This is a genomic window from Micromonospora sp. KC723 (assembly GCF_004348595.1).
Taxonomy (GTDB): Bacteria; Actinomycetota; Actinomycetes; order Mycobacteriales; family Micromonosporaceae; genus Micromonospora.
In genome coordinates, this window is sequence record NZ_SMKD01000032.1 from 12,139 (window position 1) to 33,407 (window position 21,269).

Below are 21,269 nucleotides of genomic sequence, written 5' to 3' on the forward strand. Positions count from 1 at the left end.
CGGGCCCGCCGTCACCGCCGGTCCCGCCAGCTACGCAGCGCCCACCACCAGCGCAGGACCTCCAGCGCCGGCCAGCCGCCGGCGCCCTCCCCGGTCGAGGACGCCGGGAACCCGGTGAGTTCCCGCAGCCGGCGCAGCCGGTAACGGACGGTGTTCGGGTGCACGTGCAGCACGGTGGCGGCCTGGTCCAGCCGCTGCCCGTGGTCCAGCCAGGTCAGCGCGGTCGAGGCCAGCTCCCGGTGAAACCCGTCCGCCGGGTCCAGAGCCGCCAGCAGGGTGGTGCCGAGCAGTGCCGCCAGCGCCGGCTGGGCGGCCAGGGCGGTCTCTGTGGCCAGGTCCGTCACGTCGCGCAGCCCGCGTCGCCCGTGGCGGGCCGCCACCCGCAGGGCGGCCAGGCAGAGGCCGTACATCTGCGGCATCCGATCCAGCGGGCCGGCGGGCGCGGTGACCAGCAGGACCGCCGGATCGAGCCGATCGGCGGGCGGCAGCCGGGGGGCCAGTCCGGCCAGCCGGTCCTCGACCGTGCCGACGACAGCGCCGTGTCGGGCGAGCCGGCGGGCCAACGCGTGGGTCCGGACCGGGTCGCCGCCGTCGGCCACCAGGCAGTGGTACGACCCCTCGGCGCGCAGCCCGAACCGGGTCAGCTCCTCCGTCGTCGGCGGCACCGGTCCGCCGAGCAGCAACCGCCGCACCAGCCGGGTCCGTGGTTCCTGCCCGGCTCGGGCCAGGTCCCGTTCGGCATGGCGGTGGCCGTCGACCAGGGCGCGTTCCAGCGCGGCGGCGTACCGGCCGATGGTGACCAGCCCGTCCAACAGCACCTCGTCGGGGATGCCGGCGGTCCGGCCGTGCCGGATCACCAGTTCCACCGCCCGGTCCCGGCCGGCCTGCACGCCGCGCAGCAAGCCGGCGACGGAGATCCCCTGGGCGGCCCGGTCGGCACCCAGGCGGCGGGCCTCGGCGAAGTCCCGCTCGCCCGGGTCGACCCGGTCCTCCAGGGCGGTGAGTCCGCAAATGAGCAGGATGGTGACCTGGCGGCGGACCTCCGCCGGCGGGAGCCGGGCCACCTCGGGGGAGTACGCCCGGGCCGCGCCCACCACCTCCTCGATGGCCGTCGGGTCCGCGACCAGGCCGCGCAGCAGGGCGCCGAAGGTGGTGACGTGCTCCGTGTCCGGCGTCGTCATCGCCGCCTCCGGTTGTCGTCGGGCCACAAGGGACCGCCCGTGGTTTTGGCGTCCGGCGCCTATCCGCGGTGTCGGGCGGGTTGGTCTCCTTTTTGTTACCGCAAGGTAACACCGATCCGCGTCGATGTCGCACCCGGTCTTCCAGGAGGGGCCCATGGCACCCGTACCGCCCGTCCCCGCACCGCCGTCCCCGCGTCGCCGCCGCGCGGTCCTCGGCGCGCTCACCGCGCTCGCCGTCACCGCCGTCCCCTCCGCCGTGGTGGGTGCGCCCACCGCCGCCGCCTCCGCCCCGGTGCTGGCCGCGCCGGGCGCCGTGTTGCAGGAGGTGATGTTCGTCGGCAACAACTGGGAGGGCACCGCCGACGTCATCCGCTCCCGTGGCGACTACGCCCGGCTGGGGCGGATCAACGTGGTCCCCGACCGGGCGGAACGGCTCCGGGAGATCTACCTCAACCCGATCAGGCTGGCGTTCTTCCTCGGCATCCGGCAGGGCCCCGGCGAGGGCAACGACCAGTTGGTCGACGACATGTACACCACCCCCGACGGCGAAGCCCTGGTGGTGTCCCGACCCAGCTTCGCCGACGTGGTCTCGGTCGACCTGGCCACCGGGACGATCAACTGGCGGTTCCCGGTCTCCGGCTTCCGCTCCGACCACATGGCGGTGTCACCGGACGGCACCCGGGTCGCCGTCTCCGCCTCCACCGGGAACACCGTGCACGTGCTGGACATCGTCACCGGCCGGCAAGTCGGCTCCTTCGCCACCGGCGACAAGCCGCACGAGAACATCTTCGCCGGCGGCGGGCGCTACCTGTGGAACATGTCCATCGGCGAGGTGAACACCGCACTGGACGCGCCCTGGCTCGACTGGACCAAGGGTGACCGGCGCATCACCATCGCCGACACCCGCACCTTCCAGGTGGTGAAGGTGATCGACATGCGGCAGCGCCTCGACGCGGCGGGTCGCAACGACCTCTCCGACGCCGTCCGCCCCGCCGTCCTCACCCCCGACGAGCGAACCCTCTACTTCCAGGTCTCCTTCTTCCACGGCGTCGTCGAGTACGACGTGGCCGGCGACCGGATCACCCGGGTCAGGGAACTGCCGAAGAACCCGGCCACCAGCGAGGACCGGACCACCTGGGTGAACGACTCCCGGCACCACGGCATGTCGATCAGCCCCGACGGGGCCAAGCTCTGCGTGGCCGGCACCATGGACGACTACGCCACCATCGTGGACCGCGCCACCCTGCGCGAGGGGCCGCTGGTGACCGCGAGCAAGCCGTACTGGGCCACCGTCAGCTCCGACGGCCGGGACTGCGTGATCTCCGAGGCCGGCGCCGACCGGGTCACCGCGATCAACTTCGCCACCGGCCAGAAGGTGGCCAGCGTGCCCGTCGGCGACCACCCGCAGCGGGTCCGCGTCGGTCGCATCCCGGCCGACTGGACCGCGCCGCCGACCCGGTGAGCGGACCCGGCCCGCCGGCGCCGCCGGCGGGCCGGCGGGTCACCGGGCCGGGCAGCGCAGCCCCTCCCGGGGCGCCGTCAGCGAGATCAGGTAGGCGTCCACCGCGTCGGTGACGCAGGTGGTCTGCGGGTACGCGGTGTGCCCCTCGCCCTCCCAGGTCAGGACCCGCCCCACCCCGAGCATCGCGGCCAGCCGCGCGGTCTGCTCGTACGGGGTGGCCGGGTCCCCCGTGGTGCCCACCACCACGATCGGCGGGGCCCCGTCGGCTCCGCCCGTCGGGTACGGGTCCGGCCGGCCCGGCCACTCGACGCAACCGAGCATCCCCACCGCCAGGGCCGGACCGAACAACGGGTACTGCTGGCGCCACCGCGACTGCAACGCGCGGATCTGGTCGATGCTGGGCTTCTCCGCCTCGTCCGCGCAGTTGATGGTCAGGTTGGCGTCGAAGAGGTTGGAGTAGTGGCCGTCCTCGCGCCGGCCCGTGTACGCGTCGGCGAGCGCGAACACCTCGGTCGGGTCGCCGGCCTCCAACCCGTCGACGGCCGTGGCCAGCTTCTCCCAGCCCGACTCGGTGTAGAGCGACGAGATGACCGCGTAGAAGACCCAGCCCGAGGTCGCCTCCCGGCCGTCCGCGCCCCGCACCGGGGAGACCTTCGCCTTGTCGATCGCCGTGGTCACCGCCGCCCGGGCGTCCGGGGCGAGCGGGCAGCGGCCGGCGTTGGCCGCGCACCACCGGACGAAGTTGCCGAAGGCCCGCTCGAAGCCCCTGGCCTGGCTCTCCGAACCGGCGACCAGCTGCTGTCTCGGGTCCACCGCGCCGTCGAGCACCATCGCCCGCACGTTGCGGGGGTAGAGATGGGCGTAGGTGGCGCCGAGCAGGGTGCCGTAGGAGTAGCCGAGATAGGTGAGCCGGTCGTCGCCGACCGCCGCCCGGACGGCGTCCATGTCCCGGGCGGCCTGCGCCGTGCCGTAGAGCGGGAGCTGGTCGCCGTACCTGTCGCCGCAGCCGCGCCCGATCCGCTGCTGCAAGGACCGGTAGGCGTCGAAGGACTCCTGGCTCGCCGGATCCGGGTCGAAACCGAAGCTGGTGTCCAGATCGGTGTCGGAGATGCACTTGACCGGGCTGGAGCGGGCCACCCCGCGCGGGTCGAAACCGACGATGTCGAACCGCTCGGTGATCGAGGCGGGCAGCCCGCCGAAGGCCGGCCCGAAGGAGAGGTAGACCGCGGTGTCCACCCCGGAGCCGCCCGGCCCGCCCGGGTTGACCACCAGGGAACCGATCCGGTCCCGCTGGCGGGTCGAACGGGCCCGCAGCAACGCGATCTCGAAGGTCTCCCCGCTGCCCGGCCCGGCGGTCGCGCCGGAGCCGGCCCCCCAGTTGCGGGGGACGGTGATCCGCGCGCACTCGTACCGCATGTCGCGCGCGCCGCGACCGACCAGCTCCCGCGCCACCTCCGGGCAGTCCCGCCAGGTCGGCGCGGCGCCCGGTGCCGCCGCCCGGTCCTTCGCGCCGGGGACGAACGCCGGCAGCGTGCAGCCGGCGGCGAGCAGCGCGCCCGCGACGAGCCCGGCCAGGGTGGGCCGGACCCGACGGAGCCGGTGGGAAGTGCGGGTCACCAGCGAGCCTCCATGATCGTTTTCCGGCCAGGCTACGCCGGCCCGGTTACCGCCGGTGCGACGGTGGCCGCCGGGTCACCCCGCAGCACCTGGTCGACGTCGAAGCGGACCGGCCGGTCGAGCTGGTCGTACCGGCACGAGCGCGGGTCACGGTCGGGGCGCCAGCGGACGAACCGGGCGGTGTGCCGGAACCGGTCGCCCTCCATCGCGTCGTAGGCCACCTCGACCACCAGCTCCGGGCGCAGCGGCTCCCACTCCAGGTTCTTCGTGCCGGTCCACCGGCTCACCCCGCCCGGGATCCGCTGGCCACGCTCGTGGTCACCGTGCACCCACGGGTGGTCGTCCCCCGCGTCCCGGTAGGGGGCCAGCTCCGTCAGCAGCTCCTTCCGGCGGGCCATGGTGAACGAGGCGCTCACCCCGACGTGGTGCAGCACCCCGGCGTCGTCGTAGAGGCCGAGCAGCAGCGAGCCGACCACCGGCCCCGACTTGTGCCAGCGGAAACCGGCCACCACCACGTCGGCGGTGCGGGCGTGCTTGACCTTGCTCATCAACCGCTTGCCGGGCTCGTACGGCAGGTCGGCCGGCTTGACGATCAACCCGTCCAGCCCGGCGCCCTCGAACACCTCGAACCACCGGCGGGCCGTCTCCGCGTCGGTGGTCACCTGGGTGACGTGCACCGGCGGGTGGACCCGCGCGAGGGCCTGCTCCAACCGGGCCCGGCGTACCGGATAGGGCTCGCCGGTGAGCAGCTCGTCGTCGATCGCCAGCAGGTCGAAGGCGACGAAGTCGGCCGGGGTCGTCTCGGCGAGCAACTTGACCCGGGAGGCGGCCGGGTGGACGCGCTGGGCGAGCAGCTCGAAGTCGAGCCGGGGCTGGCCGCCCGGCCCGTCCCGGCGGATCACGATCAGCTCGCCGTCGACGGCGCACCGCGCGGGCAGCTGCCGGCGGGCCTGCTCGACCACCTCCGGGAAGTAACGGGTCATCGACTTGCCGCCCCGGCTGGCCAGCTCGACCTCGTCGCCGTCGCGGAACACGATGCACCGGAAGCCGTCCCACTTCGGCTCGTACGTCAGCCCCGGGTCGGTGGGCAGCCGGGCCACGCTCTTGGCCAACATCGGCTCGACCGGCGGATTGATCGGCAGGTCCACGGCGACCAGTCAACCAGACCGCACCGACAGTGGTGAGGCGGATCACCTCCGGCGCTCGCCCGGCGTGTCCTCGTCCGTGCCCGCCCGTCACCGCCGCGCGGATCACGTTTCCGCAGCTCAGAGCTACCGTCGCCGGGTGGTGTGGAGGTGCGGCTGCTGCGGGCGGTTCGAGGTGACCGTCGAGCTGGTCCGTGGCCGGCACCGCTACCGTCTGGTGCACCGCTACCCGGCCCGCTTCGGCGGCGGCAAGAACGTCCTCGGCGAGGTGGGCACCGTCGCCGAGCTGGCGGACCTGCTGCGCCGGTTCACCACGATCGACCTGGCCGACCTACGCGAGGCCGGCTGAACCCCCGCCCCCACGCGCCTCTCGGCGTGCTCGGGCCGTGCGGAGCGTATGGAGATCCTGGTCCTCGGCGGTACGGCCTGGCTGGGGCGTGACGTCTCCCGGCAGGCCCTCGACCGTGGTTACCGCGTGACGTGCCTGGCTCGTGGCGACGGTGGCCCGTGGCGGAAGGCGCGCGCCTGGTGTCCGCGGACCGGCGCGACCCGCCGCGTACGCGTCCCTGCCCGGCACCGGTTCTGAGTCACGTGTGCGCTCAAGCGCACCAGTGAGCCAGGGCCTAGGCTGGACGGGTGTCCGAGCTGACGTACCCGCAGGTGGGCGCGACCCGGGCAGCCACGCTGCCGGCGGGGTGGCACCACCTGCGGCACCGGTACCGGCTGCCCGACGGCTGCTTCACCACCGCCGCCGAGGCGGTGCTGACCTGGCGGCTGCACCGGACCGCCGGGGTGCGGATGCGCACCGACGCGCCCCGCGCCGCGCCAGGGGTCCGGGTCACCCCCGGGCTCGGGGTGGGGCCGCTGCGGATCTGGGGGCCGTGCGAGGTGGTCTGGGTCGAGTCCGGCGAGCGCCGGGCCGGCTTCGGCTACGGCACCCTGCCCGGCCATCCCGAACACGGCGAAGAGGCCTTCCTGGTCACCCGGGACGACAACGGCGCGGTCTGGTTCGAGGTGGCCGCGTTCAGCCGGCCGGCGGTCTGGTTCATGCGCGCCGCCGGACCCCTCGGCCGGGCCGTCCAACACGGGTACGCCCACTGGCTCGCCCGCACCCTGCGCCGGCTCTGCGCCCGCCGCTGACCGCCGCGAGCCGGGTCAGAAGCGGGCGAAGGAGCGGATCGGCATCCTCGGCCCGAACCTCGGCGCCTGGATCCCGGCCGCGGCCAGCAGCAGGCAGACCCGGCCCCGGTGCCCCCGGAACGGCTCCAGCAGGGCCAGCATCCGGGCGTCGTCGCCCCGCGCCTCGCCGGCCAGCGCCCAGGCGACCGTGTTCGGCACGTGGTAGTCGCCGACGCTGACCGCGTCCGGGTCGCCGTACGTCACCCGGACCACCTCGGCGGCGGTCCACGGACCGATGCCCGGGACCGCGGTCAACCGGCGGGTCGCCTCGGCGCTGTCCGCGCAGCGTTCCAGTCGATCGGCGAGGGCGGCCGCGCGGCGCAGCGTGTCGGCGCGGCGCTGCTCCACCCCGAACGGGTGGAAGACCCAGTACGGCGCGGCGGCGACCGCCTCCGGCGTGGGTGGCAGCAGCAGCCGCATCGGCCCGGGCGCCGGTTCGCCGAAGTGCCGAACCGTCGCCGCGTACGCCCGGTACGCCTCCTTGCCGGTCACCTTCTGCTCCAGGACCGCCCGCAGCACCCGGGGGAAGAGCTGCCCGGTGGCCGGCATCCGCAGCCCCCGGTGCCGGTCGGCGAGCCGGGCCACCAGGGGATGGGCGGCGGCCAGCTCGGCGAACCCGGTGAGGTCGTCGCGGAGCCCGGCGATCGCGTCGGCCCGGTCGACGATCCAGTCGGCACCCGGGCCGTACGCCTCGGCGAGCAACTGGTCCCCGTCCGCGCGCAGCGCCAGGGTGGCCGGGCCGGCAGGAGTCCGGGTGGCGTACCAGAAGACGCCCCCGACGAGCCGCGCGCAGGGGTCGTACGGGCTGAAGGTGAGCGCCCGGACGGTGGCCGCGAGCCGGTGATCCGCCGGTGGGCGCAGCGACCGGCGCGCGGTGGGCTCGGTCCAGGTCACCCGCACACTCTGCCACGGCGGGGTGCCGTGACGGACGACACCGCCGACGCCCTGCGCGTCGGCGGTGTCTCCATCCCGGGGGCGGACCGGCCGCGTGGCGGCCGTGGGCGCGGGGTTGGGGGGACCTGACGGCGCGCCTGCTGGCATCGACGCGCGCGTCGCCCTCGTTCGCCGCCCGGGGAACCGTGGGGGAGGGGTCCGGCGGAGAGGATCCGTGGCGCCGGCCCGAAGTGGGCCGGCGCCACGGCCGGGACGCTCGACGCTGCCGGTACGCCGGCGTCCGGATCCGTGACGGTGGCCGGCCGCGCCCTCCCCGGCTGCGGCCGGCCACCGCGTCTCGGTCGGCGGTCGGTCAGTAGCTGCCGGCCGGCGGCTCGACCGCCTTCGGGGTGCCCTTCGGCATGCACTCGAGGTTCTTCTTGCCGTTCGGCTGGATCACGAACCAGGTGCCACCGACGCCCTGGCCCTTCCACTGGCCGGGCTTCTTGTCACCGATGTACTTGTAGACCGGCCAGCCGCCGATGGTGATCTGGCGGGTGCCGTCCTGGCGGGTTACGGTGCCGACCTTGTCGTCGGAGACGCCCTCCAGCTGCGGGTTGCCGTCGGTCAGCGCGGGCGGCCACACCGCGGCGCACTTGTCGACGCAGTTCGACGACGGCGGGTTGTCGGAGTCCTTGTCGAACCGGTAGAGGATGAAGCCCTCCTGGTCGGTGACGACCTTGCCCATCCGGGCCACGCTCTTGCCGACCAGCGCGTCGGTCAACTGCACGTCGGCGGGGAGCGGAGGTTGTTCACCGGGCGCGCCGGGCGAGGCGGACACCCCCGGGGCGCCGGACGCCTCAGGCACGGCGGAGGCCGCCGGCTCGACCGCCGCGGTGGGCTCGGCCGCGGCGACGGCGACCGGCTCGGCGGCGCTGGTGTTCGCCCCGTCGTAGCCCGCCGGAGCGCAGGCCGTAAGTGCGACCATCGCGCTCGCGACGATGACGGATCGCTTCATCTGTGCCACGTGCCCTCCTCATTCTTGGCAGTTCACCGAGTAGTACGGAGGGTCTGGTGTCAAGGTTGAACGAATGACCGTGGTCCATTTCACAAAAACTCGTTGAACCAATCCGGGCGTCCGTGCGTGTACCGCCACAACCACCGCCCTGAGCGGCGGAAACGCCGAAACGGCGTCGACCCGGGCGGGCCGACGCCGTTTCGGCGAGCGGGAACGTCAGGGAACGACGGTCACCAGCGGGCTCGCCACCCCGTTCGCGTCCACCGACTGCACCTGCAACTTCGCGATGTCGTTCTTCGACGCCGCGGTGGACGCCTCCAACTGGAGGTCCTGCGGGTTGGTGTTCGTGCCGTACCCGGTGCCCGGCACCGCCCAGGTGGAGACCACCTCGGTGGTGTCGTTCTTGCGGATCACCACCAGCCGGCAGGTACGCGGACCGGGCAGCTTGGTCAGGTTGAACCCGATCCAGGTGCCGTACTCCTTGTTGGCCAGCCACATCGTGGCCCGCACACCGGTGCCGCTGTCGACCGCGTCGTACTGCTCACCCGGAATGTCGTTGGGCCCACCCACCCCCGGACCGGGGGCGGAGCGGGTCGGCTGCGGGCTCTGCGGCCCGGGCACCGAGGGCGCGGACTGCGACGGGCCGGCGACCACCTCTTTGCCCTTGTCGCCGTCGAGAACACTCACGCCGACGCCGCTGAGCGCGCCCACCGCCACCACCGCGGCGGCCATCGACAGCACCTGACGCAACCGTGCGCGCCGCCGGTGGGTGCGCACCGCGACCAGCGTACGGTCCAGCAGCGCCGGATCCGTCGCGGTGTGCTCCATCGCCATCATCGTCTCGCCGTCGATGTCGGAGAGCAGGCCCACCACGGGCACCATGGTCTCCAGTTCGGCGGCGCAGGCCCAGCAGGTCGCCAGGTGTTCCTCGAACCGTTCGGTGTCCTGCGGGTCCAGCACGCCGAGCGCGTACGCGGCGACGTCCATGTGGTCAGCCCGGCTCATTCCGTCACCCCCCTCTCCTGCAGGGCCGTGCGCAGCGCGCGCAGCGCGTAGTAGACCCGTGACTTGGCGGTGCCGAGGGGCAGGCCCAACTCCTCCGCGGCCTCCGGCACCGTCCGGCCCCGGAAGTACGTCGCCACCAGGATCTCCCGGTGCGACTGGCTCAGCGTACGCAGCGCGTCGGCCACCGTCATCGTCCGCAGCACCCGGTCGGTGCTGTCCGCCTCGGCGAACGCGGTGAGGTCCCGGTCGTACGTCTCGGCCGGCCGGGCCTGCTCACTGCGGTGCTCGTCGATCGCGATCCGCCGGGCCACCGTCACCAGCCACGGGCGCAGCGAACCCTGGCCCTGGGCGCCCAGCCGGTGCGCGTTGCGCCAGGCACGCAACAGGGTCTCCTGCACGATGTCCTCGGCGCGTTGCCGGTCACCGCCGGTCAGCCGCATGACGAACATCAGCAGCGGCCCGGCGTGTTCGGCGTACAGCAGCCGGATGAGCTGGTCCGAGTGACTGGCTTCGGGGGACATCGCCTGGTGGCGTCCGGGTGCCGGTCGCGGCGTCACCGGCCCGTGCTGGCGACCGGTGGGGCCCGCGTCCACCCCCCGGGTCGACCGCGAGGCACGGGACTGGGGTTGGGCCTGGGCGAACATCCACCCAGGCCTGGCCATCTCGCCGTGCAGACCGACCGCGACCGCACTCATGCAGACCTCCTGCTGTCCTATGACATCAGCGGGCCCACGGGGAGGGCCGACCCAAGATACGGGCCGCAGGAGCCGGCGGATCAACGGGGCACCGAAAAAATTCCGGGTGGGGGCGGCGTGGAGTCGGTGGCGGTGGCGTCACGGACGACCGCGGCCCCACCGGCGAACCGGTCCAGCTCCGTGCCGGACAGCACCCGTCCGGGGAACCAGTCCCCGGCGGCCCGCCGGGTCAGCTCCGGCACCGGCGGCGGCATCCGGCCGGCCACCAGCACCAGGTTGCCGTAGCGCCGCCCGCGCAGCACCGCCGCGTCACCCACCACACAGGCCTGCGGCAGCACCGCGCGGACCGTGGCGACCTGGGCGCGGGCGTGCCGCAGCGGTGGCCCGTCGGCGATGTTCGCCAGGTACCAGCCCGACGGGGTCAGCACCCGGGCCACCTCGGCGGCGTACTCGACGCTGGTCAGGTGGGCGGGGGTGCGGGCACCGGCGAACACGTCGGCGACCACCACGTCGTACGCGCCGTCCCGGGTGGCGGTGAGGGTGGCGCGGGCGTCGGCGACCCGCACCTTCAGCCGGGGGTCGGCAGGCCAGGGCAGCATCCGGCGGACCAGCTCGACCAGCGCGCCGTCCACCTCGGACACCCGCTGCGTCGAACCGGGGCGGGTGGCCTGCACGTACCGGGGCAGCGTCAACGCGCCGCCGCCCAGGTGCAGCACCCGCAGCGGCGTGCCGGGCGGGGCGAGCAGGTCCAGCGCCGCGCCGAGCCGGCGCACGTACTCGAACTCCAGGTGGGTCGGGTCGGCGAGGTCCACGTGCGACTGCGGGGCGCCGTCCAGCAGCAGCGTCCAGGAGCGGGGGCGGTCGCCGTCCGGCACCAGCTCGGCCCGGCCGGTGTCGACCGGCGCGACGACCCGGTCGTCGCCTCGACGGCGGCCCATCAGCGGCGCGGCCCGGGGGCGCGGGTGGCCATGGTCAACGCCCGGTGCAGCAGCCGGGCGTCACCGAGCAGCGCGCGGAGCCGCCGCTCCAGGCCCGCGATCGGCACCAGGTTCTGCGGGGCCCGGGGGTCCTTGTACGGCGAGGAGGCGAACCGGGGCAGGGTGACCAGCGACAGGTCGGCCAGCGCGACCGCCTCCTCGGGCGGCAGCTCGGCCGAGCACTCCATCCGGACGATGCCGGCCCACGGCGCCCCCAGCGACACCGGGAGACGGAGGTACCAGGACCAGCCGCCCCAGGCGGTGCCCAGCCGGAACACCGGCGACCGCTCGCCCGGGCGCAGCCCGGTCACCACCGAGGTCAGCCGGGCGTCGAGGTACTGGCTGTGCTGGGTCTTGATGTACCCGAGGGTGCGCGGCAACTGGCGGCGGGCCCGCAGCGGACCGTCCACCACCAACAGGTCGCCGTCGACGCGGGCGGCGTCGGAGACCTCCACCTCCAGCGCGGTCAGCGGCGCCTGCACGGCGGCGGGCAGCTTGCTCAGCTCGCCCGCGCCGCCCACCCGGTGCACCGGGTAGCGCACCCGCCCGCAGACCACCTCCCCGGCCGACGGGCTGGCGGTGAACAGGCCCCGGCCGACCCTCGCCCCGGCCAGTTCCGCCGCCCCGCGTTCCAGGTCGCAACGAACCACCCCGGCGGCGTACGAGGCCGCGACACCCGGGTACGACGCGCCGTCCTCCTCGGCCGTCCAGACGCTGGCGTCGATCCGGCGCACCCCGTCGACCAGCAGCACCACGTCCGGCGCGCGCAGCCCCGGACGGGTGCCGATCGCCCGCCAGTCCACCGCCGGCAGCTCGACGTCCGGGTCGACCTGGGCGCTGCTCGGCGTGGCCGGCCCGCCCGGCGCCGCCTCGAAGGAGGCGCCGTACGACGGATCCCACGCGTCGACGAACAGCCGGGGCCCGGTCACGCCACTGCCCGCCCCGACGTACGGCTCCGGCCCGCCGCGTCGCCCGTGCTCACAGGCCGGTCCGTTCGACCCGGGCGGTGCGCGCGTCCTTGCGGACCTCGAAGCGCACCGGGATCCGCTCGGCCAGCGCCGGCACGTGGGTGACCACGCCGACCATCCGGTCACCCCGCGCGGCCAAGCCCTCCAGGGTCGCCGCGACGGTGTCCAGGGTGGCCGCGTCCAGCGTGCCGAAGCCCTCGTCCAGCACGATCGACTCCAGGCTCGCCGCGGTGGTCGACATGCCGGCGAGCTGCTCCGACAGGGCCAGCGCCAGGGCCAGCGACGCCTGGAACGTCTCACCTCCGGAGAGGGTGCGCACCCCCCGACGCAGCCCCGCGTCGTGGTGGTCGACCACGAAGAACTCGCCCTTGTCGTGGACCAGGTCGTACTGGCCCTGGGACAGGTCACGCAGGATCCGCGAGGCCCCGTCCACCAGCAGGTCGAGGGCCTCGGCGAGCAGCCACCGCTCGAAGTTGTTGGCTCGCAGGTGCCCGGAGAGGGCCCGGGCGGTACGCGCCCGCCGCTCGTGTTCGGCCCGCTGCCCGCGTAGCTCGGCGGCCTGCTCGCGGCGTTCCTCCAGCCGCCGCCGCTCCGCCTCGGCGCGTTCCGCCGCCACCGCGACGGCCCGGACCGGGTCGTCGTCGCCGGGCAGCCCGGCGTCGGCGAGCAGGGCCACGATCCGGCCCTCGGCCGCCGCCGCGTCCGCCTCCGCGTGGGCCACCGCGTCGGCCAGCCCGGGCCGCTCGGCCTCCCGCCGCCGTGCCTGCTCGGCGGCCCACCCGACCAGGGTGGTCCAGGCCCCGGCCACGTCGTCCCGGTCGGTGGCCGGCGGACCGAACCGGGCCAGCCCGTCCCGGGTGGCGTCGAAGCCCCGCCAGGCGGCGCGCAGCCGCTCGTCGGCCGCGTCCAGCGCGCCCCGGGCCCGGCGGGCGGCGTCGCGCCCGGCGCGGACCGCCGTCGCGGCCTCGTCCAGGGCCCGGCGCAGCCGGGCGTGCTCGTCCAGTGCCGCGCGCAACGCGGCCGGCGTGGCGGCCCCGGCGAGCTGGCCGTCCAGCTCGGACAGCCGGGTCGTGAGCTGGTCCTGCCGGGCCCGGGCGTGCACCAGCACCCGTTCGAGTTCCCGGGCCGCCGCGTCCCGCTCCGCGACCTGCGCCTGGGCGGCCTTCGTGGCGGCCCGGGCGGCCTTGCCGGCGGCGGTCGCCGCGGCCACCGCCGAGCCCGCCGGCACCGGCGGCACCCGGGCCACGGTCTGCTCGCAGACCGGGCACCTCGCCCCGTCGGTGAGGTGCGCCCGCAGCGCGACCGCCTGGTCGGTCGCCTTCGCCTCCTCGTGGGCGCGGAACGCTGCCTCCAGGTCGGCGTCGGCCCGCGCCGCCGCCTCCCGGGCCGAGGTCAGCGCGGCCACCGCCGCGTCGTGCTCGGCCCGCGCCGCCCCGACCGCGGCGCGGACCGTCTCGACCTCGGCGGTCAGCCGCTCCCGGTCCGCGTACGCCCGTAGCAGCAGCCGGAGGCTGCTCTCGTCGCCGAGGGCGGCCAGTTCGCCGCGCAGCTTCTCCTCGCGCTCCTCGGCCAGCGCGACCGCGCCGGCGGCATCTGCGGCCGCCGCCCGCGCCTCGGTCACCGCCCGGGCCACCTCGGTCACCCCGTCCGGCGCCCGTACCCCGGCCAGCCCGGCCAGGTCGGCGTCCAGGTCGGCCAGCGCCGTCGTCGCCGCCCGCGCCGCCGCCCGCGCCCGTTCCCGCTGCGGCACGGCCGCGGCGACCGCCCCGGCCAGCTCCCGCATCCGTCCCACCTCGGCGGTCGCCGCGGCCAGCGTCGCGTCGTCCACGTCGGTCAGCCCGGCGAGCATCCGGTCGACCGCCTCCAACTTCGCCTCCGCCTGCCCGGCCCGCTCCGTGGCGCGCTTCTGCACCTCCTCGTAGACGCCGAGGCCGAGCAGGTTGACCAGGATCTGCTGCCGGGTCGCCGGCTTGGCGTGCAGGAAGTCGGCGAACTGCCCCTGCGGCAGCACCACACAGGAGGTGAACTGCTCGTACGGCAGCCCGACCGCCGCCAGCACCGCGTCCTCCATCTCGGCGGGGGTGCCGGCCACCACCTCGCCCAGGTCCTCCGGGCTCAGCCCGGTGTCGAGCTTGGTGACGTCGAAACCGGACGGCATGAGCTGCAACCCGGCGTTGGCGGTCTTGACGTTGCCCCGGCCGTCCCGACGGACCACCCGGGTGGCCACGTAGCGGTCCCCGGCGGACTCGAAGACCAACCGGACCCGCGCCTCGGTGGCCGACGGCGCGAGCGCGTTGGCCAGCCCCCGGGCGCCGCCCCAGCGCGGCACCGTGCCGTAGAGGGCGAAACAGATCGCGTCCAGCACGGTGGACTTGCCCGAGCCGGTCGGGCCGACCAAGGCGAAGAAGTCCGCGTCGGTGAAGTCGACGGTGGTCTCGTCGCGGAAGACGGTGAAGCCCGCCATGTCCAGTCGCATCGGTCGCATCAGCGGTCCACCTCCTCGAAGAGCTCGTCGAAGAGCTCCCGCACCCCCTCGTCGTCGTGGCCCCGGCTGTCGAGGTAGTCGGCGAAGAGTTCGCGGGGGGACCGGCCGGCCCGCTGGGCGCTCCGGACGCCCGACCCGGGCGCGGGGAGCAGCTCCGGATCGATCCGGATCTCCAGGGCGCCGGGAAGCAGCTCCTGCACCTCCTCGCGCAACCCGGCCCGGGGCTGCTCGCGTACGTACACCCGCAGCCAGCCCGGCGGCGGGGTCGCCTCGGCGAGCTGCGCGAGGGTGCCCCGGAGCGTGCGCAGCGGCACCGCCGCCGGCACCGGCACCTCCCGGACCTGCGCGGCGGTGCGGGCGGTGACCTCGACCAGCGTCACCGAGGGGACGTTCTCCTGCTCGCCGAAGTCCACCGCGATCGGGCTGCCGCTGTAGCGCACCGGGCAGGGCCCGATCACCCGCTGGGCGCGGTGCAGGTGACCCAACGCCACGTAGTGGGCGGTGCCGGGGAAGACCGAGGCCGGCACGGCGTAGCCGAGCACGGTGTGCGCGTCCCGTTCACCGCCGCCGGTCGACGCCCCGACCACGGTCAGGTGGGCGGTGACCAGGTGCACCCGGTCTGGCTCGGTGAATCCCTCGGTCAGCCGGGTCAGCACCCGGCCCAGGTGGTCGGCGTACGTCTGGGTGGCCTCGGCGGCGGTCAGCTCGTACATCTCGACCGCGCGCACCGCGTACCGCTGGGACAGGAAGGGCAGCGCGGCGAGCTGCCAGCGCTCGCCGTCGCGGGTCACGCCGTCGATCACGTGCTCGGCCGGGTTTTCCCGCACGCTGCCGCGCAGGGTGATGCCGGCCGCCTCGGCCCACGGGCGCAGCGCGTCCAACGCCGCGCCGTTGTCGTGGTTGCCGCCGATCGCCACCACGTCGGCGCCGGTGCGCCGCAGCGCCGTCAACGCCCGGGTGACCAGCCGGGTCGCCTCCGGCGTCGGGGCGGCGGTGTCGTACAGGTCACCGGCGACGATGACCAGGTCGGGCCGCTCGGCGACCGCGATCTCGATGACGTTGGCGAGCACCTGCTTGTGCTCCTCGGCGCGGGACTGGCCCTTGAGCACCTTGCCGACGTGCCAGTCCGAGGTGTGCAGGATCCTCATGGTGACCAGCCCCTAGAACGGGATGTCGTCGTCGGAGCCGCCGGAACCGACCACCGCGAACGGGTCGGCCGACTGGGTGATCGAGCGCAGCGTCTGTGACGGCGGCCGGCCCGCCTCGGAGACCCGGGTCGCCCAGGCCGGGAAGGGAAACTCCAGGCAGAGCGGGACCGGGATGTCGGGCTGGTTGACGAACATCGTGCCCGGCTTGGCCAGCAGCGCCCGCTGGCGCTGGGCCGGCGGGAGGAAACCGTACTCGGGCCGGGACGCCTCGGCCGGGTCGAGCCGGCCGACCACCCGGATCGCCGAGTTGGTGACGATCCGGCGTTCCACCTCGCTCGCCGTCTGCTGCGCGCCGACCAGGATCACCCCCAGCGAGCGGCCCCGCTCGGCGATGTCGAGCAGCACCTCCTTGATCGGGGAGGAGCCCTCGCGGGGGGCGTACTTGTTGAGCTCGTCGAGGACGACGAAGAGCAGCGGCTTGGCGGTGCCGGCCTTCTCCTTGCGCTCGAACTCGCTCTTGAGCGTCACGCCGACCACGAAGCGCTGCGCGCGGTCCGGCAGGTTGTGCAGGTCGACCACGGTGACCTGGGCGCTCTCCGCGGTGTTGATCGAGTGCGGGCGACGGGTGGCCAGGTCGCCCCGGATCAGCCGGCCCAGGTCCTTCTTGCTGCCGATCAACCGGCGGGCGAAGGCGTTGACCGTGCCCAGGCCGACCGCGCTGCCCGCCCAGTCGCTGCGGGTCTCGTCGTCGTTGAGCTGCTCGACGATGTGGTCGACCAGATCGGCGTACGACCCCAGCCGGGTGCCGTCGACGCTCACCCCGCCGTCGGCGGGCTGGGCGTACCGGGCCAGGTGGGCGGCGACCGAGTGCACCACCATCGTGTACTGCTGGCGTTCGTCGTCGGCGTCGGCGAAGACGTACGGCAGGAGCCGGTCGGCGCAGAACTCGCTCAGCGTCCAGTAGAAGCTGTCCACCCCGGTCAGCCGGCTGCTGACGTCGGGTGTGCCGGCCGGGTCGCCGACCCGCGGCGGGGCGTACACCCGCACGTCGGGGAAGGCCCCGGCGTCCAGCCCGAGCTTGGCGTACCCGGCCCGGGTGGCGTCGTCGAGCCGGGCGTTGGGATGGTCGAGGAAGAGCAGATCCTCGCCCTTGACGTTGAAGATCAGCGCCTTGGCGTTGACCGCGTCGCCGCCGAGCACCCCGGACCGGAAGACCGAGTAGAGCAGGAAGGTGGCGAAGCTGGTCTTGGTGGCGACGCCGGAGATACCGGAGATCGAGACGTGCGCGCCCCGGGTGCCGTCGAGGAAGTCGGCGTTGAGGTAGACCGGGACGCCGTCGCGGCCCATACCCATCGGGATCCGCCGCTCCATCCGGTCGAAGTGCAGCGCCCGCGCGCGGGCGTCGCCCTCGGCCCGGTACACCGCCGCGCCCGGCGCGGGCGGCACGTAGACCTCCGGATCGACCCGGGTGGTGGTGATCTCGGCCGCCTCCTGCACCTGGGCGGGAAGGGTGCCGTCGGCGATCGCGAAGACGTCCGAGTCGAACTGGGCTCCCTCGTGCCGGGCCCGGACCTGGGTGACCACCCCGGCGATGGTCACCGGCTCGCGGTTGGGCACCTCGCGGCGGGTGACCACCACGTCGTCGAGCTGGAGGTAGCTGTCGGGCGAGACGGCGGTCCAGAACGTCAACGGGGTGGCGTCGGCGGTGCCGAGCACCCGGCCGACCGCGTCGCCCGGGCCGTCGAGCGGGTCGTCGGTCATCGGCGGGCTCCGGTCAACTGCTCGTCTCGGTCAGGGCGCACGCCCTGCATCCTGCCCGAGGTGTACGACAGGTTGCCACGCGACGCGTCGGACGCCACCCACCTCGCCCGGCCGTCTCGCGGGTTGTCGCCGGAAGGTGACGCAGGGTTGCCGTTTCCGCCCCGGGCGGCGGCCTTCCGCGAGATCCTGACGAGGATCGGGGAGCGGGGTGGAGCCATGGGGTCCAGGGGTCGGCTGGTCGCGCTGCTGCTGCTCGCTGCGCTGCCCCCGCTGCTGGAGGAGGCGGTGCTGCTCGCCAGCGGCCTGCGCGCCGCCCGCGGCCTGTCGCCGCAGGTCACCGCCATCTGGCCGTACGACTCGTACCACGACCTGCGCTGGCTGCTGGTCTACCACGACTCGTGGGTCAGTTTCCTGCTCGGACTGCTGGGCGTGACCCTGGTCCGAGGGCTGATCTCGGTGGCGCTGACGGTGCTGGCCTGGCCGGCCGGGGTGCCCCGGCCGGCTCGGGGCTGGCTGATCCGGCGCAACCTGGAGGTCGCGCTGCTGGCCGCGGTGGTGATCTCGCCATGGGCCGCGCTCTCGGTGGCCTTCTCCGTGGTGTCGCTGAGCTGGTACCTGTTCGCGTCGCTGGGGCCGCTGCTGCTGCTCGCCCCGTTCCTGGTCCGGGCCGGCGTGGTGCGGGACTGGTGGCGCGGGCTGCCCACGATCGAGCTGGTCGGCTGGGCCTGGCTCAACTTCGCGGTGCTGACCCTGGCCGGCGCGTTGATGTCCTGGGCGCCGGACGGCTGGACGCTGCCCATGGCGGCCCTGGCCGGGGTGGTGAACGGCCTGCTCTGGCGGCGGACGGTGGCCGCGGCGGTGCTGCCCGCCCGGGTCCGGTGGGCCCGGGTGCCGGTCGCGCCCGTCGCGATCGTGCTCGCCATGGCCGGCGCGGTGTGGGTTCCGCCGCTGGTCGCCGCCGCCACCGGCGGTGAGCAGACGCAGTGGCGGCCACCCATCCTGTCCCAGCGGCTACCCGCGCAGGTGCCGCACGCGGTGATCGTGCTGGGCGGGCACCACTCCAGTTGGGACGGCAGCCCGGCCGCCGACCCCAGGGTGGAGCGTTTCTCCTACCGAGGGCTGGACGCCCAGGGGCGGCCCCTGCCGTACGAGCCGGACGCCACCCACCAGTCGCTGGACTCCAGCAGCGCCCTGCTCGCGGCCCAGGTCGAGGAGCTGCACGAGCGCACCCGCCGGCCGATCGCGTTGGTCGGGGAGAGTGAGGGCGCCATGGTGGCCCGCACCTACCTGGAGCGGCTGCCCTCCGGGCCGGTGACGGCCGTGGTGTTGTTCGACCCGCTGGTGCAGCCCGGCCGGACCTACTATCCACCGCCGGGTCACGAGGGCTGGGGCGTGGCGACGGGCTGGCAGTTGCGCGCGATGTTCTGGCTGACGAACCTGGCCCAGGAGCACAGGGACACCCCCGACTCGCCGTTCGTGCGCTCGCTGCTGGCCGAGGCCCCCTTCTACCGCAACCGCACCCTCTGTCCGGTCGGCGGCGTGCGGATGATCGCCTTCCTGCCCACCGTCAGCGCCGCCGAGGCCCCGCCCGGGGAGTACAGCCGCATCCCGGTGTACCAGCAACCGGCGTTCCACGGCGGGCTGGTGGGCGGACGGGTTGTCGGCGACCAGGTGACCGACTTCCTGGCCGGCGTGCCGGTGCGCCACCCCCGGCAGGAGTACGAGCTGCTCCAGAGGCTGGGCGCGGCCTGGCAGGCGCCCTCGCTGGCGGCGTCGCTCAACCCGATCTGGGCGGCGACGCGGGAGGGGGATCCGGCGCGGACCGGGCGGATCTGCGAGTCACGCTGAGTCCCCACCGGTGGCGCAGCAGCAGCCGGACGGCCGCGCCGTCGAGCCCCACCACGAGCAGGGTCCGGATCGGGGCGTACGGAAACAGCAGCAGGCCGACGAGGATCGCCAGCGCGGCGCAGCCGACGGCGGCCGGCACCGTACCCCGGCGTCCGGTGAGCACCAGCAGCCCGGCCAGGGTGACCGCCGCGCCGACCCCGACGTTCAGCCACGCCCAGCCGGTGATGTCGACGTGGCGCATACCCTCCTCGCTCATCGTGACGAACGGATCGCTGATCGTGTGCGCCCAGGCCGACAGCACGTCCACGCCGCCGCCGACGACGAGGAGGCCGCCGGCGAGCAGGGGCGGCCGTGCCGGCGCCGTGCCGGTGTCGTCGATGGCCTGAGTGGAGCCCATCTGCCCAGCGTAGAGCCGATCGGGCCGGCGGTGGCCGGGGTTGGGCACCACAGACGGCGGGATCCACGATCCGGGCCGGGGTACGGCTGGGCGCGTCGATGCGCGACGGGTGACGCCACCGGTCTGCCGGCCTACCCGGCCGGGTCGGGGGCTGACCCTCCCGCGCGGACGTAGCGCAGCATCAGCACCCCGTCGTCGGCGGCCAGCACGTGGCGCAGTTCGAGCGGCCGGGGTGCGCTGGGGTCGCCGGTGGTGATCCGTCCCGGGCCGGCCCCGGCGAGTAGCGGCGAGACGGTCAGGCAGAGCTCGTCGACCAGGTCGGCGGCGGTGAGCGCGCCGAACAGCTGCGGCCCGCCCTCGCAGAGCAGCTCGCCCAGCCCCCGGTGGCGCAGCTCGGCCAGGCCGGCGGCGAGGTCGACCGCGTCACCGCCGGAACGGACGAGGTCGACCACGTCGGTGAGCCCGGCCGGGGGCGTGGCGGCCTCGGTGGTCAGCACGACGGGTCGTACCGGGGCGTCGGCGAGCGCGGCCTGCGCGGGGTCGAGCGCCAGCGAGCGGGAGACCACGACCAGGGTCGGGTACTCGGCCAGGCCGTGCGCCCGCCGCCAGTCCCGGCGCGGCCCGCCCAGCCGCACCGCCCGGTAGCCCTCGTGCCGCAGGGTGCCGGCGGCCACCACCAGCCCGTCGCAGAGCATCCTCAGCAGTCCGAAGACCCGCTTGTCCGGTACGCCGGAGAGGCCGGCGGAGTAGCCGTCGAGGCTCACCGCGCCGTCGGGGCTGGTCACGAAGTTCACCCTCAGGTGGGGGTGGTCCGCCCGACCGTAGAGGCGGGTCAGCTCCGCGTCGTCGAGTGGGCCGGACGGGGGTGGCGGCCAGATCCGGCGGATCGTCGTGCCGGCGCTCATTCGCCAGCCGGGCCGGTGACCGGCGGGGTCGGCTCGGGGGTGCGGTGCTGGCAGTCGCACCACGTCCGGCCGGGGCAGTCGTCGTGCCGCCGCTCCCGGCACGCTCGGCAGATCATGTCGGCAGCCTAGTGCCCGCCGGCCGGACGCGGCCCGGAGACGGTCGGACTGCCGGTGGGGCCGTACCGGGTCCGCCCGCCGGACGGTGGGGCACGGGGCCCGCGCGTGGTAGATGTACGAACGTGGTGGCGGGCCGGGGCACGGGGGTGCGGTACGTCTACGACTTCGAGGACTGGTGGGAGCACGAGCTGCTGGTGGAGGACGTGCTCCCCGCCGATCCCGCCCGGCGGTACCCGGTCTGCCCGGACGGGGAGCGGGCCGGGCCGCCGGAGGGCGTCGGCGGGCCGCCGGGGTACGCGGCGCTGCGCGCCGCGCTCGCCGATCCCACCCATCCGGAGCACGCCGTGCTGACCGCCTGGGTCGGCCCCGGGTTCGATCCCGACGCCTTCGACCCAGGCCGGGTGAGCACGCTGCTGCGCCGCTTCTGCTGACTCTTCCCGACGCACACGGACGCCGCCCGGGGGATCGGCGGTAACGATCTGGGAACG

General features: G+C 74.9%; 18 protein-coding genes and 1 pseudogene. 5 read left to right on the plus strand and 14 right to left on the minus strand.

Annotated features, from left to right (window positions below):
• Positions 1-11: 11 nt before the first annotated feature.
• Entirely contained in the window at positions 12-1,181 is a 1,170-nt protein-coding gene (locus E1165_RS10240; protein ID WP_132390081.1) for a helix-turn-helix domain-containing protein, read from the minus strand.
• Between the two features lie 154 nt (positions 1,182-1,335).
• Between E1165_RS10240 and E1165_RS10245 the strand changes: the two genes are divergently transcribed.
• Positions 1,336-2,643 carry a YncE family protein gene (locus tag E1165_RS10245; protein WP_132390083.1) on the plus strand — a complete coding sequence of 436 codons (1,308 nt, stop codon included), beginning with the start codon at positions 1,336-1,338 and terminating at the stop codon, positions 2,641-2,643.
• A gap of 39 nt (positions 2,644-2,682) precedes the next feature.
• On the opposite strand, the gene E1165_RS10250 is transcribed toward E1165_RS10245, so the two are convergent.
• A complete protein-coding gene (locus tag E1165_RS10250; RefSeq protein WP_132390085.1) occupies positions 2,683-4,260 on the minus strand; it encodes an alpha/beta hydrolase in 1,578 nt (525 codons plus the stop codon).
• Positions 4,261-4,292: 32 nt separating this feature from the next.
• Positions 4,293-5,408 carry an ATP-dependent DNA ligase gene (locus E1165_RS10255; RefSeq protein WP_132390088.1) on the minus strand — a complete coding sequence of 372 codons (1,116 nt, stop codon included), beginning with the start codon at positions 5,406-5,408 and terminating at the stop codon, positions 4,293-4,295.
• 136 nt (positions 5,409-5,544) lie between these two features.
• On the opposite strand from E1165_RS10255, the gene E1165_RS10260 reads away from it, so the two are divergent.
• Together E1165_RS10260 and E1165_RS10270 are read left to right on the plus strand one after the other, a co-directional pair.
• Positions 5,545-5,754, plus strand: coding sequence for a hypothetical protein (locus E1165_RS10260; protein WP_132390090.1), 210 nt, complete (start codon positions 5,545-5,547; stop codon positions 5,752-5,754).
• Positions 5,755-6,041: 287 nt separating this feature from the next.
• Complete coding sequence (locus E1165_RS10270) at positions 6,042-6,545, plus strand: DUF1990 family protein (RefSeq protein WP_132390092.1); 504 nt, start codon at positions 6,042-6,044, stop codon at positions 6,543-6,545.
• Positions 6,546-6,560: 15 nt separating this feature from the next.
• Here E1165_RS10270 and E1165_RS10275 read toward each other — a convergent pair whose 3' ends face one another.
• The 9 genes from E1165_RS10275 to E1165_RS10315 all read right to left on the minus strand — a co-directional run bounded on the left by E1165_RS10275 (position 6,561) and on the right by E1165_RS10315 (position 17,514).
• Positions 6,561-7,478 carry a DNA-3-methyladenine glycosylase gene (locus tag E1165_RS10275; protein WP_132390094.1) on the minus strand — a complete coding sequence of 306 codons (918 nt, stop codon included), beginning with the start codon at positions 7,476-7,478 and terminating at the stop codon, positions 6,561-6,563.
• 352 nt (positions 7,479-7,830) lie between these two features.
• Positions 7,831-8,475 carry a hypothetical protein gene (locus tag E1165_RS10280; RefSeq protein WP_243704692.1) on the minus strand — a complete coding sequence of 215 codons (645 nt, stop codon included), beginning with the start codon at positions 8,473-8,475 and terminating at the stop codon, positions 7,831-7,833.
• A gap of 216 nt (positions 8,476-8,691) precedes the next feature.
• A complete protein-coding gene (locus tag E1165_RS10285) occupies positions 8,692-9,480 on the minus strand; it encodes an anti-sigma factor (RefSeq protein WP_132390099.1) in 789 nt (262 codons plus the stop codon).
• Positions 9,477-10,175 carry a sigma-70 family RNA polymerase sigma factor gene (locus E1165_RS10290; protein ID WP_132390102.1) on the minus strand — a complete coding sequence of 233 codons (699 nt, stop codon included), beginning with the start codon at positions 10,173-10,175 and terminating at the stop codon, positions 9,477-9,479. Before E1165_RS10290 ends, E1165_RS10285 begins: the two co-directional genes overlap by 4 nt.
• Positions 10,176-10,255: 80 nt before the next feature.
• The gene (locus E1165_RS10295; protein ID WP_132390104.1) at positions 10,256-11,113 is read right to left on the minus strand and encodes a spermidine synthase; all 858 of its coding nucleotides are present in this window, start codon (positions 11,111-11,113) and stop codon (positions 10,256-10,258) included.
• On the minus strand, positions 11,113-12,081 hold the full coding sequence (locus tag E1165_RS10300) for a hypothetical protein (protein ID WP_132390106.1): 969 nt from the start codon (positions 12,079-12,081) through the stop codon (positions 11,113-11,115). The genes E1165_RS10295 and E1165_RS10300 overlap by 1 nt, the downstream gene beginning before the upstream one ends.
• 49 nt (positions 12,082-12,130) lie before the next feature.
• Entirely contained in the window at positions 12,131-14,605 is a 2,475-nt protein-coding gene (locus E1165_RS10305) for an AAA family ATPase (RefSeq protein WP_132390109.1), read from the minus strand.
• Positions 14,605-15,753 (minus strand): exonuclease SbcCD subunit D, encoded by a 1,149-nt coding sequence (locus E1165_RS10310; protein WP_132390112.1) that lies wholly within the window; start codon positions 15,751-15,753, stop codon positions 14,605-14,607. Before E1165_RS10310 ends, E1165_RS10305 begins: the two co-directional genes overlap by 1 nt.
• A gap of 12 nt (positions 15,754-15,765) precedes the next feature.
• Positions 15,766-17,514, minus strand: coding sequence for an ATP-binding protein (locus E1165_RS10315; protein ID WP_132390114.1), 1,749 nt, complete (start codon positions 17,512-17,514; stop codon positions 15,766-15,768).
• A 216-nt stretch (positions 17,515-17,730) separates the two neighbouring features.
• Here E1165_RS10315 and E1165_RS10320 point away from each other — a divergent pair, with 216 nt between their 5' ends.
• Positions 17,731-19,362, plus strand: a complete 1,632-nt coding sequence (locus tag E1165_RS10320) for a hypothetical protein (RefSeq protein ID WP_132390116.1) — start codon at positions 17,731-17,733, stop codon at positions 19,360-19,362.
• Here E1165_RS10320 and E1165_RS10325 read toward each other — a convergent pair.
• Positions 19,292-19,759 carry a hypothetical protein gene (locus E1165_RS10325; RefSeq protein ID WP_132390118.1) on the minus strand — a complete coding sequence of 156 codons (468 nt, stop codon included), beginning with the start codon at positions 19,757-19,759 and terminating at the stop codon, positions 19,292-19,294. The two genes, E1165_RS10320 and E1165_RS10325, sit on opposite strands and share 71 nt — an antisense overlap.
• Before the next feature lie 131 nt (positions 19,760-19,890).
• Positions 19,891-20,664 (minus strand): pyrimidine reductase family protein, encoded by a 774-nt coding sequence (locus E1165_RS10330; RefSeq protein ID WP_132390120.1) that lies wholly within the window; start codon positions 20,662-20,664, stop codon positions 19,891-19,893.
• Positions 20,665-20,900: 236 nt separating this feature from the next.
• Between E1165_RS10330 and E1165_RS29840 the strand changes: the two are divergent.
• Positions 20,901-21,212 (plus strand): annotated as a pseudogene (locus E1165_RS29840) (plasmid pRiA4b ORF-3 family protein); the annotation flags it as partial.
• Positions 21,213-21,269 lie beyond the last annotated feature (57 nt).